We start from the raw sequence: 15,274 nt of genomic DNA, 5'->3' as shown, positions 1-15,274 counted from the left end.
TAATTCAAACTTTTCTGGCGTAATGGAAGTCTGAGGTGATTTATAGTACATTTGTTCTTGCTTATTTAGTGCAAGGGGATTTCACCAATTTTAAGGCTTTTCCGTCCATTGACCCTCATTTTTTCTTCCCTTGAGATCTCTGTAGCCTTCTTTGGCTCTACTTTTCATCTTTTCCAGCAAGCCCTAATTACAAACTTTTTTTTCAGATTGGATATTTGTTCTGACATAATCTGTAATCCAATCGCAACCATATTGAACTGGATCTATAGTTAAAATACGTTCTAAGTTCCAAAGTTTGATTTTTTTATCCTCAGCTACGGAGACAATCTGTTGACCATCGGGACTAAAATCAATATTCCAAACCCGTCCCCGATGACCTCTGAGCGTGGTCAATAAATTTCCTTCCCTGTCCCATATTTTTATTGTCTTATCGGCACTAGCGGTTGCAATTTTGCTGCTATCAGGACTAAATTCAACATCTAAAATAATTGCTTTATGACCTTCCAGGGTAGTAATCAATTCCCCGTCAATAGTCCATAATTTAGCATTCTGCTCTTTGCCTCCTGTAGCAATCATTTGTTTGTCAGGAGAGATCGCCACTGTTTTAAGACCTATATTATCAGCCTTAACCGAATGAATGCGATCGCCGTTGGCTTGCCAAAGTTTGAGATTGTGATCATGGCTGACGGTTGCAATCAGACTACCATCTTGACTAATATCTACACTAGTAACAATCGCTTGATGCGCATCAACAATTCGTTTGCGAATGAAGCGCAAAGAGTCCTCTTCATTTTCTAGTTGCCAAAACCGAATAGTTTTATCAAATCCAGCAGATACTAGGGTTTGATCATCAGGAAAAAAGTCAATATCATTAATGGGAGAATTATGATCGCTCAAAGTACCAAGAACAGTGCCATCAGGATGCCATAACTTAACTGTGGTATCCAGACCGCTAGAAGCAATTAACTCACCATCATGACTGATAATCACATCGTAAACCTCGGCAGTATGACCTGTGAAATTAGTAAGTAAACTGCCATCAGGACGCCATAACTTTACGGTATGATCGTCACTAGCGGTGGCAATATAATGGCCTTGGGGGTGAAAAGCTACACTTAAAATAGTAGCCTGATGACCATAAAAAGTTTTTACTAAAGGATCGCTAATCTGCCATAATTTGACGACATTATCCCAACCAGCAGTCGCAACCCTAGAGCCGTCTGGAGACCAAGCGAGTCGCCAAACCCTGGCAGCATGACCCTTAAGTTGAGAATGCAATGTGCCATCAAGATGCCATATTTTAGCTGTGCCATCCCAACTACTAGTCCCAATCATTTTGCCATCAGGAGAAAATTTTACCCCTGTCACAGGAGCGTCATATCCGGACATAGTTCGCTGTAACTTACCATCAAGAGTCCAAGTTTTTGCCAGTTTATCGTCTCCCCCCGTAACTAAAATTTGATTGTCGGGACTAAAATCGATGCCGCGAATCGGTAAATTGTGAGCAGGAAAACTACGAATTAAATTGCCAGATTGCTTCCATAATCTGACCATACCATTGCGATCGCCGGTGGCAATAGTCTGGCCATCTGGCGCAAAAACCACGGTTAAAATTTCTCTGGGATGCTCTAAGACTCGCAATAGTTTGCCCCGAATAGTCCAAAGTCTGACAGTTTTATCTTCTGATGCAGTCGCAATAAAGGCCCCGTCAGGACTAAAAGCAACTTTATGAATACCTCCTTGATGCCCGACTAAAGTTCTGAGCAATGTTCCTTCACGATGCCAAAGTTTCATGGTCCGGTCTTCTGATACCGAAGCCAGGATCTGGTTATTAGGACTAAAAGCAACGTCAACTACCGTATCTTGATGTTCTGCTAAAGTCGTGACTAATTGGCCATCACTCTGCCATATTTTGACCGTGGTATCAGAACTGGCAGAAGCAATTAACTTGCCATCAGGGCTAAAACTAACACTGTTGACAATGTCGGGATGGCCAGACAAAGTATTTCTTTCTCTGATGTTATAAACTGCTTGTTGTAGGGCAAAGTCGATTTTAAGTTGTGTCTCTGAGTCTAAGTTGATTAATAAGTTCTGGCTTTCTTCCTGGGCTTTGAGAGCCTGTATAAGAGCAGCAAAATCTTTATCCGCTGCAAATAAACTTTCAGAAGATGTGGTATAGGCTTCGATAGATTTTTTGATAGCTTGACGAGATTCTCCATAAACAGCGATTCCTAACCCGAGAGCAATGACAAATGCTGCACTAATAGTTGCAATTAAAAAACTTTGTAATTTAGCTAGTTTTTGCTCTTGAAGTAAGCGAACTTCGACGGCTTGAAGTCGATTAATTTCTAAACTTTGGCGTAATATTGCTTCTTCTTTTACTTGACTGGCTAATAAAAACTGATATTCTTCCTGACTGATATAGTGATTATTCGCCCAAGCTTTAGCATCAGACAAAGTTTGACCTGCCAATAAACGGGAATAATCTTGGCACTCAGAATCCAACCATAATTTCAATTCTCTGGCGTAGGGGCGAAGTTTATCTAACTGTTGCTCAACCCAGGTGAACTCAAAAATTTCTCGATAAATTCGATTTCCCACTACTAAATTATTTTGTTTTTTAATAACTAAACCTGTTAAGAGCAAATCTCTTTGTTCGTTACTTTCATCTGATTTAATGAATCCTTCTTGCAAGATTTTTCGATAAATCCCTAACAAACCACTGGTGGTTATATCGTTTCGCAGTAGGCGATCGCGAATTGTCCGAAGATGTTGTGGTTCATCTTGAGATTCCCAATTGTCTAGAATATTTTGTCTAACTAAGGTTGCTACCCAATGAGTTTCAGCTCCCACCAAAGGACAAGCCCGCTCTTGTTGGCCAGATTTGACTGCCATCTTACATAGTTTCTGGGTCAGAAAAGGCTGCCCACCAGTCCAATTAATAATTTCTTCTAAAACGATTTCGGGAAATTTAAAATAATCTGCCAACCCATCGATCAAGGGTCTCGCTTCTGAGGTGGTAAATCCGGTTAGGGCGATCGCAGTACCAATATTAAAAGGAGTTCGAATAGAATCTTTGATTAATTCGGAAGGAGTAGCTACACCAAACAAAGCAAAGCTGAGACGATTAAATTGGCTATTTTCTGCTCTGGCGTTATAAAAATAGCGAATCCCAGCAAAGAAATCATCAGTCGGAAACTCCATACTGAGCACACTATCTATTTCATCAATAAAAATGAAAACTTTCTCTTGCTCTAAGCTCGGTAAAACTAAATCCTCAATAAAGCGAGTAAACTTCTGTAAGGGAGGCAATTCGACTTGTTCTTGCCACCAAACCTTAAATTTGACGGGATACTGATTAACCTTAGTTACTTTGTTAATTAGGTTAAACCCACGCCAGATTTCAAAGGCAATACTTTTGTACCAAATTTTGGGACTAATACCTTTACTACCAATATTTGTCATGTCCAGAGAGACACAGGCACAACCTTTGCTTTGCAAGCGATTTTTCACCCTAACTCGCAGGCTCGACTTCCCCATCTGACGACAGTTGAATACATAGCAAAACTCTCCTTTGAGCAAAGCATTATAAATTTCGGCATCTGCTGAGCGCATCACATAGGTAGGAGCATTACTTTTTAGGCTACCACCTACTTGATATTCATAATTTGCTTGCTTATTTACCAACATAAATTTGTGTCACAATAACCCATTACCTATTACCCATTACCCATTACTCAAAACTGATTAAGGCGATCGCGAAAATAAAGACGATATAGTTGACAACTAGGAGCAGCTTCATCCCCCTGAAGTGATATTAAGCCCAAACTTTCCAATTTATAAGCCACAAAAGATTCTAGTTTGACAGCATCTTCAGACAGAACAACTTGCTTAAAGGCTGTCGCCAAAGAAGGATTCTTGTATAAAGTTGCCAAATAATGAAGCAACATATCCCGATAGATACTAGTCTCAGTAGAAATTTCCTTGAGTAATTGCTCCAAGGTTAAATTGTATTTTGCCAAATGATAAAAGGCCAATCTTACTAAATAGGGATGTCCCCCAATTATTTCAATCAAAAGCTTTAAATTACCTTTGTCTTTACCATCTTGCAATTTAAGTTGATGTCGCTGAGCAAGTTCATCGATTTGCTGCGCGTTAAATTCTGGTAACACAATAGGTAACCCGACATTAAAAGGTGACTGGTTAAAATTTAGAGGAACATAGCTTTCTGTAGATTGGATGACAATCAAATGCAATTTTTGCCAAATAGAAATATTATTCGCTTCCTCATGCCAAAAACGGAGCAAAGGAAGAAATTCTTGGGCAACATCAGTATGTTCAAAAATAAGATGTAATTGATCTAGCGATAAGATTAGGGGTTTGTCCAACTGCTGTAAAATATAATCCTGCATATAAGCAGTACAACTAACCTTTAATCCTAAATCTTCATTCCAATATTCATCTATTAAATTTTCTATTCCCAATTGCGAACAAATATTGGCACATAACCAACGGAGAAACCGATTAAGATCGTTGAGTATTTTGTTATCTACTTGTTGTAAATCCAGCCTAACTGAATGGTACTGATAATTTTGAGCTGATAAAATTCTGGTCAATAATGATGTTTTTCCCATATTGCTAGGGGCTTTGATCCGAATTAAGGCTCCTGGCTGTCTGATTCCGTTATAACAACTGCTTTCTATCGGAGGTCGTTCAATATAGAAATTAGATTTCAAGGGAAGTGAACCGTCCGGTAATTCTAAATTCAGACTAATATTCTCAACATTTTTCGTTTTTCCCGACTGTTGCCGCAGAATAGCACGGAAGTTATTTTTTGTGACTTTCTCGGCGCAAGCATCAGAAAGAATTTGCCATAATCGAGAACCTACCACTCTTATATAGTCTGCATCGTAATCAGAATCTTGAGCAATTTGTTGATAGGTTTTACCGCTCCAACATTGGCGCAAAATTATTTCTTGTAAAGTTGTTAATCTTTCTGGCTGAATAAGATTGTCTACTATAACTAATATCTCTTCGAGGGTCATTTTAAGAAATTTTAATTTGTTTTAATTTATTATAAATGCTTACTTATGCGATAGACCAATTTTATCGTATTGCTTATGCAATATATCCATAATAATTCTGATTACTAAACAATACTTAGGTACTTGGATAAAATTACTTTTTCTCGCAGACATTTGTCTTGAAGATGACATAGATTTGTTATTAGGCTAAATCAGCCAACATTATAATCACCAATGAGCTGTAAGGAGTATATAAAAATAAAACTGAATTATTAATTGTTGAAAAGCAAACAAATAATTAATAGAGCAGTTATCAACTTTCCTTTGCCGATATTATGCTTGTAACACCTTTTATCGCCAAATTAGTGCCGCCGCTGCGCGGAAGTCATAAGCAATAAGTATTGATATATCGGCTCTTTTATCTCTGTTGATAGGTAGTCCATTTACACTCACATTTGCCAGATATTAACAAATAGAATTCCAGAATTTTCTTGAATCACCATGGAAGATTAAATTGGCTAATGAATAAAATCATAATCTAAATCACTATGCAGCAAGTAATTAATATTATTGAACAATGTCAAAAAGAAAAATTTACTGGCAAATTAATCTTTAAAACTTCAGTTGGCATAGTGTGGCGATTCTATTTTTTTTCCGGTCAGGTATTCTGGATCAATGGAGGATATAATTTTCAGCGTTTTTGGGTCAGAAATTTAAGTTGCTATTTTCCCCATATAGATACTTCTAAAATTCGATTTCGGGCCCATGAAAAATTTGAATGTCCTTATTATCAAATGCTTTTTGTGATGAGCCAGCGAAACCTGATTACGTCCGCAGAAAGCAAGATGGTGATACGGAATAAAATGAGCGATACATTTTTTGATATTCTTCAACAATCTGATAATGAGCGACTACAAATATCTATAGAATCGAAGTCACTAAAAGATTTATATAAAAGTGGTTTTCGTCCACATGTGATGAGTGTAGATTTTCAGAAAATCCAGACAAAAGTCCAGCAAGAATATAGACTTTTGCAAGTAAAACAGACTACCAATCTTGCCTTACATTACTCTTCTGTATTTCTCAAGTCCTAGACCTATAACGACAATTAACTGATAACTGTTCACTGTTCACTGTTCACTGATAAAGGGGCGATCGTTATAAAATTTCAAATGCTGATAGGTGGTCTGAGAAATTTTTTGGATTAAGATCTTGGCCTGGGGATCATTAGCTGGTCGTTTGACTAATACCGAGACAATATAGCGTTTGCCATTGGGCATATCGACAATTCCCGCATCACCCAAAGAAGAGCGAATGTCTCCTGTCTTATGAGCGATGACTGCATCTTTTTCGATCCCTTGAGGAAGTAAGGTGCGAGTTTTGGTGGTTCTCATGATTGCTAGTAGGCGATCGCGAGAACGCAGAGAAATCAGATCCCCGCGATTAATCTTAATGAGCAGGTTGCCCAAATCTACAGGGCTGGTAGTATTTGTCCCTGTTAAATCGGGTAAAGGATTTCGAATTGCTGTATTATTCAATCCCCATTCAGCAAAGCGTTGATTTAGTACCTCCATACCACCTAAACGTTGAATCAACATATTAGTTGCGGTGTTATCGCTGACTCGAATCATATCGGTGGCCGTATGCAAAGCACTATATTTGGTGCCAATTTCCTTATATTGCATATAACCAGAACCTCCGCCAATGACTTCTTTGGTCACTACCAATTTCTCATCGAGGCGAATTTTGCCTGCATCAACATCCTCAAAAAAGGCGACTAAAACAGGAATTTTGATGGTACTAGCTGCGGAGTAAGCCTGAGAACCATTAAAGTTAACATAATTTTTGTTATCGAGATCAACTATATAGACCCCTGCTTCAAGTTGCGTGTAGTTTGCAGTGAGGCTAGAGAGCTTATCCTTTAATTTGGTGATTTCTTTGTCTAAAGAGATCCCCGAAAATATATTGGTAATTGTTGAAGAGTCAGTTGCGGCAATTGTTTCTGTCGCGATCGCATCTTCTGTAGGCGCCACAGTCTTCAAAGAATCGGAAATCGCCACTGCCGAACCTAAAATTGTGCTAACACCTACGGTTAGAACTAGTAGACGAGTTGCTATCGCCAAAGGTGTAGGCAGAATATTGAAAGATTTTTCCTCTTTGGCTAAAGGAGCATTTTTCGTTCTTGGCGGATGAAGCTCTGGTGCTGAGTTAAGATTCCGAGCAACAGTTGGGGTGCCTGGCCTTCTCCTGCGGTTCGATTTTTTGGCAACTGATTTATTGGGGAATAACAAACCGAGTAAACCTCGTCGAGGACGCTTATTCTTCTTTCGATGGCGATTTTGCGTTGGTTTTGGAGTAATAGATTTCGTAGCGGAAACTTTACCTTGGTTATTAGATGAAGCAAATAATGGGCTGGGTTGGACTTCTCGATTCACGGCTGGCTTCTCCTCTAATTAACTTATTTACTCACTCCCTACCCTTGTTGTTCTCTATCGCCCATTTAATTTGCCGTACTGTGCCGCGAAGCATAGCGACTTCCTCTTTGGTTAAATTAGCACTATTATATAAGCGTCTAAATTTCGCCATTCGAGCTGTTGCGGTATGGGGATATAGATAGCCAACATCTAGCAATAAAGATTCTAGGTCGGCATAATAACCTTCTAAGGTTTCTATGGTCGCATTATTCCCCAAAACTGGGTTGAAATTATCATCTGCTCCTCTTGCCTGTAGGCTAACATAGCCTGAAGGATTGTCAACATTATTTGACAAGGAAAGTTGGTATATTTCATAGGCACAGACCGCTACTGCCTGGGCCAAATTGAGTGAAGGATAGACCGGATGAGAAGGAATTCCGACAAACCTTTGGGCATAATTGAGTTCTTGATTGCTTAACCCTCGATCTTCAGGGCCAAAAATCAGAGCAGAAGTTATATTTTCGGCTAGTAGCCAAGTTAGAGCTGATTTGGGGGGTTCTAGTTGGGTAGATAGAGAACGGGCACGAGCAGTTGTGGCCATTGCTCTTTGGCATCCTTGTAATGCCTGGGGCAAATCAGCAACAATTTGGGCATTTTCTAAAATGTCGAAGGCATGAACTGCCATTTGTCTTGCTTCATCAGCAAAGCGATCGCATTGAGGATTGACTAAGATCAGGGTGGATAGCCCCATGTTTTTCATCACCCGTGCGATCGATCCCAGATTTAGGGCTCCTGCTGGTTCGACTAAGATAATTCGGATTTCGTTCATTGAAAATTTAGGTTTTAGGTTTTAGGTTTTAGGTTTTAGTTTCAACAGTTATCCTATCTAAATCTAAAGGTAGTAATATTTTAAAGTTACTAGGAAGACTGAGTAAATGGATGAAAGTTTAGATTGGGTTAGATTGCAAAAGGCTTTGGCGATCGAAGCAGAACGAGGTTACTTAGATCTTCAGGGGAAACAATATCGCTTTAGTGAGTTTCTGTGTCTTAGTTTGGGCAGGCCACCTAAAAATATACCAAGACAAGAGCGCGATCGCTGGTACGATTTAGCGCAAAAATTTGCCAAATATCCCGAAATGTCTCTCAATCAGCGCCACACAATGGTGACGAGTACCCGAAATTTTTTGTCTCAACAAAGAACTCTTGCTACAACTAATGCTGCCCCACCTTCGAAACCGAAACAAACTCGCGCCAAGCATGTCGCAGCAGAAACCAAAACTAATCCCTACAGTAGTAAACCGATTACTCTTGAGCAGACTTTATATACGGTGGTGGGTATTGGGGGCAAGGGAAGTTATCTCGAAAGATTGGGCTTATATACAGTGCGGGATTTATTGTTTTATTATCCCCGAGAGCATCTCGATTATGCGCGTCAGGTGCAGATCTGTAATCTCGAACCTGGGGAAACGGCAACCATAATCGGTACTGTCAAAAGTTGTAAATGTTTCAATAGTCCCAAGAATAAGAAATTAACCATTTTTCAGCTGGTTTTGCGAGATCCTACGGGAAGACTTACTTTGAGTAACTTTTTTAGTGGCCCGCGCTTTGCTAATCGAGGTTGGCAAGAAAGCTATAAACGCAAGTATCCTGTGGGTGCGATCGTGGCAGCTTCTGGCCTAGTCAAGCAGAATAAATATGGTTTAACCTTGGACAAACCAGAAATTGAAGTTTTAGATAGTGCAGGGGCCAGCATTGAATCGATTAAAGTTGGGCGGATTTTGCCTGTTTATAGTTTGAGCGAGGGGGTTCCCGCCGATACGGTTAGAAAATCAATCATTGCGATTTTACCTGTTGCTGAGCAGTTAAAGGACCCGTTACCTGCGGCAATTCGCCAAGGATATGATCTGATTAAATTAAAAGATGCGATCTCGAATATTCATTTTCCCACGGATCAAGATATCCTGACCCATGCCCGTAGGCGCTTAGTATTTGATGAATTTTTCTATCTACAATTGGGTTTTTTGCGGCGGCGTCAATTACTGAAAAAAGATCAAGCTAGCGCAACCTTTGATCTTACAGGTGAGTTAATTAATGGCTTTCAAGAGCTATTACCTTTTAAGCTAACCAATGCTCAACAGCGAGTAGTTAATGAAATCCTGGGAGATTTACAATCAAATACGCCCATGAACCGTTTAGTACAGGGGGATGTCGGCGCAGGGAAAACCGTGGTGGCAATCTTTGCAATTTTGGCAGCAATCCAATCTGGTTATCAAGCGGCATTAATGGCACCAACAGAAGTTTTAGCAGAGCAACATTATCGCAAGTTAGTTAGTTGGTTCAATCTATTGCATCTGCCAGTGGAGTTGTTAACAGGTTCGACCAAAACCAAAAAACGCCGCGAAATTCATGCTCAACTAGAAACCGGTGAATTGCCGTTACTTGTGGGGACTCATGCGTTGATTCAAGATCCAGTGCAATTTAGTAAATTAGGGTTGGTTGTCATCGATGAACAACATCGTTTTGGGGTACAGCAGAGAGCAAGGTTACTCGCAAAAGGAGAGTCGCCCCATGTGCTGAATATGACAGCAACGCCGATTCCTCGAACTTTGGCTTTAACGCTTCACGGGGATTTGGATGTTTCCCAGGTGGATGAATTACCGCCAGGACGACAAGCCATTACCACTGCAGTCAAAACAGGACGCGATCGCAGTAAAGTCTATAATGTGATTCGTCGTGAAGTTGCCCAAGGTAGGCAAGCCTATATCATCTTTCCCTTGGTGGAAGAGTCGGAAAAACTGGATGTGCGAGCGGCGGTGGAAGAGCATCAAAGACTATCCGAAACTGTTTTTCCTGAATTTCAGGTCGGTTTATTGCATGGGCGATTGAAGTCAGCGGACAAAGATGCTGCTTTGACTGCTTTTCGAGATAGGAAAACCCAAATTATTGTCTCGACGACGGTGATTGAAGTTGGGGTGGATGTGCCTAATGCGACGGTGATGGTAATTGAAAATGCCGAACGTTTTGGGTTGTCGCAGCTGCATCAGTTACGGGGACGGGTTGGAAGAGGGAAAGATAAGTCCTATTGTTTTCTGATGAGTAGTAGCAAGAGTCCTGATGCGAAGCAGCGTTTGGGAGTTTTGGAGCAGTCACAAGATGGGTTTTTCTTATCGGAAATGGATATGCGTTTTCGGGGCCCTGGGGAGGTGTTGGGAACTCGGCAGTCGGGGTTGCCAGATTTTGCTTTGGCAAGTTTGGTTGAGGATAAGGAGGTGTTGAATTTGGCGAGGGATGCGGCGGAGAAAATTATTGATCGCGATCGCAGTTTGGAGAGTTATCCGAGTTTGAAGAAGGAGTTGGAAATTCGTTATCGACGGTTGATGGGTGGAGATATTTTAAATTAGGAAATTAGTTAACGTCTACTATCAATTTGAATCCTAAATTGCTTAAGATACTGCGAATACTACTTAATTGTGGATTTCCTTTTTCAGAAAGAGTTTTATACAAACTTTCACGATTACGATTAGTAGCTTGAGCTAATTGGCTCATACTGGTATTGGTATCAACTATATCCCTAAGTGCCAAGAGAAATACTTCAGGATTTTCATCTTCTAAAGCAGCATTAAGATATTCTTTCGCTTCATCAGGATCAGTCAAAGACTTAAGTAAATCATCTCTATAACTTCTACTTTTTTTAGTCATCGTCGCGCCTCTTGTAATCTTGCCAATATAGTTTTGCCTTTTTTATATCTTTATCTTGGCTACTTTTATCCCCGCCATGTAGCAGAATTATTATCGTGTTTCCTTGTTGAGCAAAATAAACTCGAAAACCAGAACCAAAATTAATTCTTAGTTCGCTCACACCTTCTCCAACAGTTTTACAATCGCCTAAATTTCCTAGTCTGATACGGTTGATTCTCGCTCTAATTTTTGCTCGTGCCTTTTTATCTCGTAATGATGCTAGCCAATCATTAAAAGGGACACTACCGTCTTTTTTTACATAAGTAAGAACAATTTTTTCTTGGGATTTCATATTTATTTGTAGTCTATAAGCTACAGCTTAGCATTTAAATTGCCCTACATCATAAATATTTCGAGTATTACCCCATGATAACGATTATGTATACTGGAATGAAAAACATCGCAACTTGTTTGAATTGCGAGTTCTGATAGTCTAGGACGATTAGCAGATCTAGCCCTACGACAAAGTAATTCAGGAACAGAAGTTTTAATAATTGACCAACCTAGATTACCAACGGTTAAACCGATAACCCATAGGTAAGGAGCCATTCTTAAAATCTATCAATTCAGTATCTTTTAATCCACACCAGACGTATAGATGTCTACAGTCATCGTGGTAATAGTTACAATAATTTAGGAGAATATCAAAAGGCGATCGCGGATTATAATGAAGCAATTCGTCTCGATTCTCAACATGCAAATGCTTATTACGGTCGAGGCAACAGCTATGGGAAAATAGGTGATAAACAAACAGCAATTCAAAATTTCCAACAAGTAGCAGATTTATATCAGCAACAAGGAAATACAGGTTATTGGTATCAAAAAGCTCTCGATAGAATTAGAGAGTTACAATGATAAAAATAGTCCACTAGTTGACGGCGGAAGAATGCTCAAAAAGAGACCAGTCATCACAGCTATCTGAACCGAACCTTATGAGAGCTTACTGGATAATGGATAAATAAATACATGGGCGATGAGAGACTCGAACTCTCACGATTTCTCGCCACATTTTGAGTGTGGTGCGTCTACCAATTCCGCCAATCGCCCTTTAGTTCAATGCTACATGATTATAATCCAACTTGGGTTTTTCTTACAAGAAAAAACTCTTTCTTTTTTTGCTAAGCCTGAAAACCCTCAAATAATATGGCGTACAGCTAATTGACTGCCAATAAACTTAGGCCAAATAATACATAACCCGAGAGCGAGCCCACTGCGAACATGAGAGAGCGCAAAATAGGAACATTTAGAATATAAAATACGGAATAAAACAAACGCGAAATGAGAAAGGCGATCGCCGCAAAGAGAGCCCAATCAGATTCTACCCCCGTAACAAATGCCATCAAGGCAGCTGCTGTGAAAATAGTTAAAGCTTCAAAACAGTTTTGATGCGCCCAAGTAGCCCTTTTTGCATAGTCTGGCAACTTGTCAAACATCGCGCGGGGAGCCGACTGGTCATAACCACTCTGAAAACGGGCAAAACCAACGACCAGAAAAGGTGCGTAGGTCAAGACAACTGCTCCTACAATCGAATACAGTAGAACAGCATGAACAGAAAAATTCATAAATTAATCTAATCGAAATAAAACAAGGTGACGATCTTTCTCTTTTCTTCTGCTTCTTCGCAAGTTTTCAGCAAAGTATCACTATGGTGAAAAGCAAAACAAATTAGCTGCTGAGATCTTGTAATAATCTCTCGATTGCAAATTGCACTAGCATCACCTAGGGAAAGACTATCATTTTCTGACTTGATCACTAAATTCATAACCTGTTTTAATTGCTCTTGAGATTCCCGCGGTTGTAATTCTAAACTTTGGGGCAAGATTACGGTTAGTAAATTAGGATCAGCTCGCATTGCACCTTTAATCGCAGCAGAATTGGTGCCAGTTGCACCAGATGTAACTAAGCGATTACCTGCCAATACTAGAGCGTAGCTCATCATTTCTATCAGTTGTTGATGCATGATAGGAACATGACGAGAACCGAGCAAGGCAATACGCCGAGAACCAGTTTGCTGAATTGCTGCTAGCTCTTGGGTTAAAGTGTCTAGGGTAGGGAGATTTAAAGATTGACTCAAAGATTTTTTATTTAATCTTAATTAACTAAGTCAGAGTAAGAAGCGTCGTCTTATCGGCGGACTCCGTCTGACCCTGGGTATTCTAGCAAAGGATCGTTAATTAAAACGATATCTTCTGCAATTTCTTTGTATTTTTTAACGCTGCAATCAAACAAGAAGAAGTTTTCCCTTTTTTTAGGCTAGAGTCTCAGGACAATATCCAAGTCCTTTGGTAAACTGTTGCCTAAAAGCTTCTATCTCTTTAGTATCAGGTATTCCATGGGAAACGATGGCCACTTGGTAGCGACGCATAACCTCTACTGTGGATTGTCCTGTTTCCAAGCTCCAAAAAACCATTTGCAGACGCATTTCTGCCTCATAAGGAATTCCCAACTCATTCATAAAAGCACGGAAATCATCCCGATGCTGATCACTGAGGGGCTGGGGATAGCGGATTTTCACTATCCAACCATCTATTTGATGGATTACTGTAATAGAAGCGAACTTCGCATGTTCCATTGTGCGAAGATATTCAATTGTCCTTAGACCCAGGCTAGCGTTAGCAAGAAAATAAAGAAAATCCATAAATACCTCTGTCCTACAGCTTCACTGACCTAAGTGTCGCAAGAGCAGACTGTGTTTCGCTAGGGGAAAAGCACCCGATTTTCTGAATTTTCTATAGGGGATATTACCCAAGTTTAAAATCTTAAGAAAGTTTTAATTGTTTAAATTGCTTATGAGTAAAGATTTATTGTTGTCGAACTATAGCTATAACTTACCTCCCGAGCTGATTGCTCAGACTCCTGTCAGCCCGAGGGATAGTTCTCGCCTTTTGGTTGTGAATTCACCGAGCACGCATCATCACAGCATATTCAGTACCTTACCTGATTGGCTATTGCCTGGGGATCTCTTGGTGTTAAATAATACCCGAGTAATTCCCGCTCGACTTTTTGGAGCTAAATCTACTGGGGCAGCTGTTGAAGTTTTGTTGTTGGAAGAAACAGAAACCAATTGTTGGCTCGCTTTAGTTAAACCAGGAAAAAGATTTAAACTAGGCACAAAGATTTTATTTACTCCTCAACACAATCAGACTAATGGCAATATCAATACTCAAACTTTGAAGGGCAACCCCAGAGACCTTACATTGCACCAAAAAGGAGCAAGACTCAGCGCCACTGTAGTGGCAAAAGACGAAGTGACAGGTGGCCGCATCTTGCGCTTTGACTGCGATTCTCCTGAATCCTTTTGGCAATTATTGAGTGAGTTTGGCGAAGTGCCGCTTCCGCCCTATATCACTTCTCGTGAGTCCCAACCGCTACAATACCAAACTGTCTTTGCTCAAAAAGACGGTGCTGTGGCCGCCCCCACAGCTGGGTTACATTTTACCCATGAGTTATTGGACAAATTACAATCTAAGGGCATTGACCAAACTTATATTACTCTTCATGTGGGGGTAGGAACTTTTCGCCCAGTGGAAGTGGAAAAGATCACAGAACATCAGATGCATCAGGAGTGGATTGAAGTTAGTGAAGAAACCACAAGAAAAATTAAGGAGACTAAGGCTAGAGGGGGCAGGATTATTGCTGTGGGAACCACTGCTGTTAGAGCTTTAGAGGGTGCAGCACAATCTTCTTTGGTTGATGAGGGGAATGAGTTACAAGCTTTTCGAGGGAAAACCAATCTCTTTATCTATCCAGGATATGATTGGCAAATTGTCGATGGTTTGATTACCAATTTCCATTTACCTGGTTCTAGTTTATTGATGTTGGTTAGTGCTTTGACGGGGAGGGAGCGGCTTTTTAGTTTATATCAGGATGCGATCGCGAATCGTTATCGGTTCTATTCTTTTGGCGATGCTATGCTTATTCTCAGCTAACAGTTATCAGTTGTCTAAAGTTGTCTAAATAAGATTGCCCAAAAAAAACAAAAGACTATGAATAAAATCCATAGACGTCCTCAAGTCACAATATTAAATTTTTAAGGTTAGAGAGGCAGTTTCATTGGCTAATAATTGACATACAAAAGCTAACTAAACTACATTTACT

Annotated in this window: 14 protein-coding genes and 1 tRNA gene; 4 read left to right on the top strand and 11 right to left on the bottom strand. The window is 40.0% G+C overall.

Features of this window, described 5'->3' with window-relative positions; genetic code table 11:
* Positions 1–183 precede the first annotated feature (183 nt).
* Positions 184–3,690, bottom strand: coding sequence for an AAA-like domain-containing protein (locus tag XEN7305_RS11455; protein WP_006509585.1), 3,507 nt, complete (start codon positions 3,688–3,690; stop codon positions 184–186).
* A 47-nt stretch (positions 3,691–3,737) separates the two neighbouring features.
* Positions 3,738–5,045, bottom strand: coding sequence for an AAA-like domain-containing protein (locus tag XEN7305_RS11450; RefSeq protein WP_006509584.1), 1,308 nt, complete (start codon positions 5,043–5,045; stop codon positions 3,738–3,740).
* A 527-nt stretch (positions 5,046–5,572) separates the two neighbouring features.
* On the opposite strand from XEN7305_RS11450, the gene XEN7305_RS11445 reads away from it, so the two are divergent.
* Positions 5,573–6,118 (top strand): hypothetical protein, encoded by a 546-nt coding sequence (locus tag XEN7305_RS11445; protein ID WP_006509583.1) that lies wholly within the window; start codon positions 5,573–5,575, stop codon positions 6,116–6,118.
* Positions 6,119–6,154: 36 nt separating this feature from the next.
* On the opposite strand, the gene XEN7305_RS11440 is transcribed toward XEN7305_RS11445, so the two are convergent.
* Both XEN7305_RS11440 and XEN7305_RS11435 read right to left on the bottom strand, forming a co-directional pair.
* A complete protein-coding gene (locus XEN7305_RS11440; RefSeq protein ID WP_006509582.1) occupies positions 6,155–7,459 on the bottom strand; it encodes a serine hydrolase in 1,305 nt (434 codons plus the stop codon).
* Positions 7,460–7,490: 31 nt separating this feature from the next.
* Entirely contained in the window at positions 7,491–8,267 is a 777-nt protein-coding gene (locus XEN7305_RS11435) for an RNA methyltransferase (protein WP_006509581.1), read from the bottom strand.
* A gap of 106 nt (positions 8,268–8,373) precedes the next feature.
* On the opposite strand from XEN7305_RS11435, the gene recG reads away from it, so the two are divergent.
* Positions 8,374–10,839: an ATP-dependent DNA helicase RecG gene (recG, locus tag XEN7305_RS11430; protein WP_006509580.1), complete on the top strand. Its 2,466-nt coding sequence runs from the start codon at positions 8,374–8,376 to the stop codon at positions 10,837–10,839.
* 4 nt (positions 10,840–10,843) lie between these two features.
* Here recG and XEN7305_RS11425 read toward each other — a convergent pair whose 3' ends face one another.
* From XEN7305_RS11425 to XEN7305_RS11415, 3 genes are read right to left on the bottom strand one after another with little or no spacing between them, the layout of a single operon-like run.
* Positions 10,844–11,137: an addiction module antidote protein gene (locus XEN7305_RS11425; RefSeq protein ID WP_006509579.1), complete on the bottom strand. Its 294-nt coding sequence runs from the start codon at positions 11,135–11,137 to the stop codon at positions 10,844–10,846.
* Positions 11,130–11,468, bottom strand: coding sequence for a type II toxin-antitoxin system RelE/ParE family toxin (locus tag XEN7305_RS11420; protein WP_006509578.1), 339 nt, complete (start codon positions 11,466–11,468; stop codon positions 11,130–11,132). Before XEN7305_RS11420 ends, XEN7305_RS11425 begins: the two co-directional genes overlap by 8 nt.
* 44 nt (positions 11,469–11,512) lie before the next feature.
* Positions 11,513–11,725, bottom strand: a complete 213-nt coding sequence (locus XEN7305_RS11415; protein WP_006509577.1) for a hypothetical protein — start codon at positions 11,723–11,725, stop codon at positions 11,513–11,515.
* Between the two features lie 15 nt (positions 11,726–11,740).
* On the opposite strand from XEN7305_RS11415, the gene XEN7305_RS27580 reads away from it, so the two are divergent.
* On the top strand, positions 11,741–12,031 hold the full coding sequence (locus XEN7305_RS27580; RefSeq protein WP_083889366.1) for a tetratricopeptide repeat protein: 291 nt from the start codon (positions 11,741–11,743) through the stop codon (positions 12,029–12,031).
* A gap of 112 nt (positions 12,032–12,143) precedes the next feature.
* Here the strand turns inward: XEN7305_RS27580 and XEN7305_RS11410 are convergent.
* From XEN7305_RS11410 to XEN7305_RS11395, 4 genes are all read right to left on the bottom strand, one after another.
* Positions 12,144–12,223 (bottom strand) — tRNA-Leu (locus XEN7305_RS11410).
* A gap of 107 nt (positions 12,224–12,330) precedes the next feature.
* Positions 12,331–12,738: an MAPEG family protein gene (locus XEN7305_RS11405; RefSeq protein ID WP_006509576.1), complete on the bottom strand. Its 408-nt coding sequence runs from the start codon at positions 12,736–12,738 to the stop codon at positions 12,331–12,333.
* Between the two features lie 8 nt (positions 12,739–12,746).
* Positions 12,747–13,250 (bottom strand): DNA-processing protein DprA, encoded by a 504-nt coding sequence (locus XEN7305_RS11400; protein ID WP_006509575.1) that lies wholly within the window; start codon positions 13,248–13,250, stop codon positions 12,747–12,749.
* Between the two features lie 174 nt (positions 13,251–13,424).
* Positions 13,425–13,814 carry a hypothetical protein gene (locus tag XEN7305_RS11395; protein WP_006509574.1) on the bottom strand — a complete coding sequence of 130 codons (390 nt, stop codon included), beginning with the start codon at positions 13,812–13,814 and terminating at the stop codon, positions 13,425–13,427.
* Positions 13,815–13,965: 151 nt separating this feature from the next.
* Here XEN7305_RS11395 and queA point away from each other — a divergent pair, with 151 nt between their 5' ends.
* Positions 13,966–15,105, top strand: coding sequence for a tRNA preQ1(34) S-adenosylmethionine ribosyltransferase-isomerase QueA (queA, locus tag XEN7305_RS11390; protein ID WP_006509573.1), 1,140 nt, complete (start codon positions 13,966–13,968; stop codon positions 15,103–15,105).
* Positions 15,106–15,274: the final 169 nt, after the last annotated feature.

The sequence above is a fragment of the Xenococcus sp. PCC 7305 genome, from assembly GCF_000332055.1.
Classification (GTDB): domain Bacteria; phylum Cyanobacteriota; class Cyanobacteriia; order Cyanobacteriales; family Xenococcaceae; genus Xenococcus.
The sequence above is the reverse complement of the archived record's forward strand: the minus strand, read 5'-3'. Positions and strand labels throughout refer to the sequence as shown.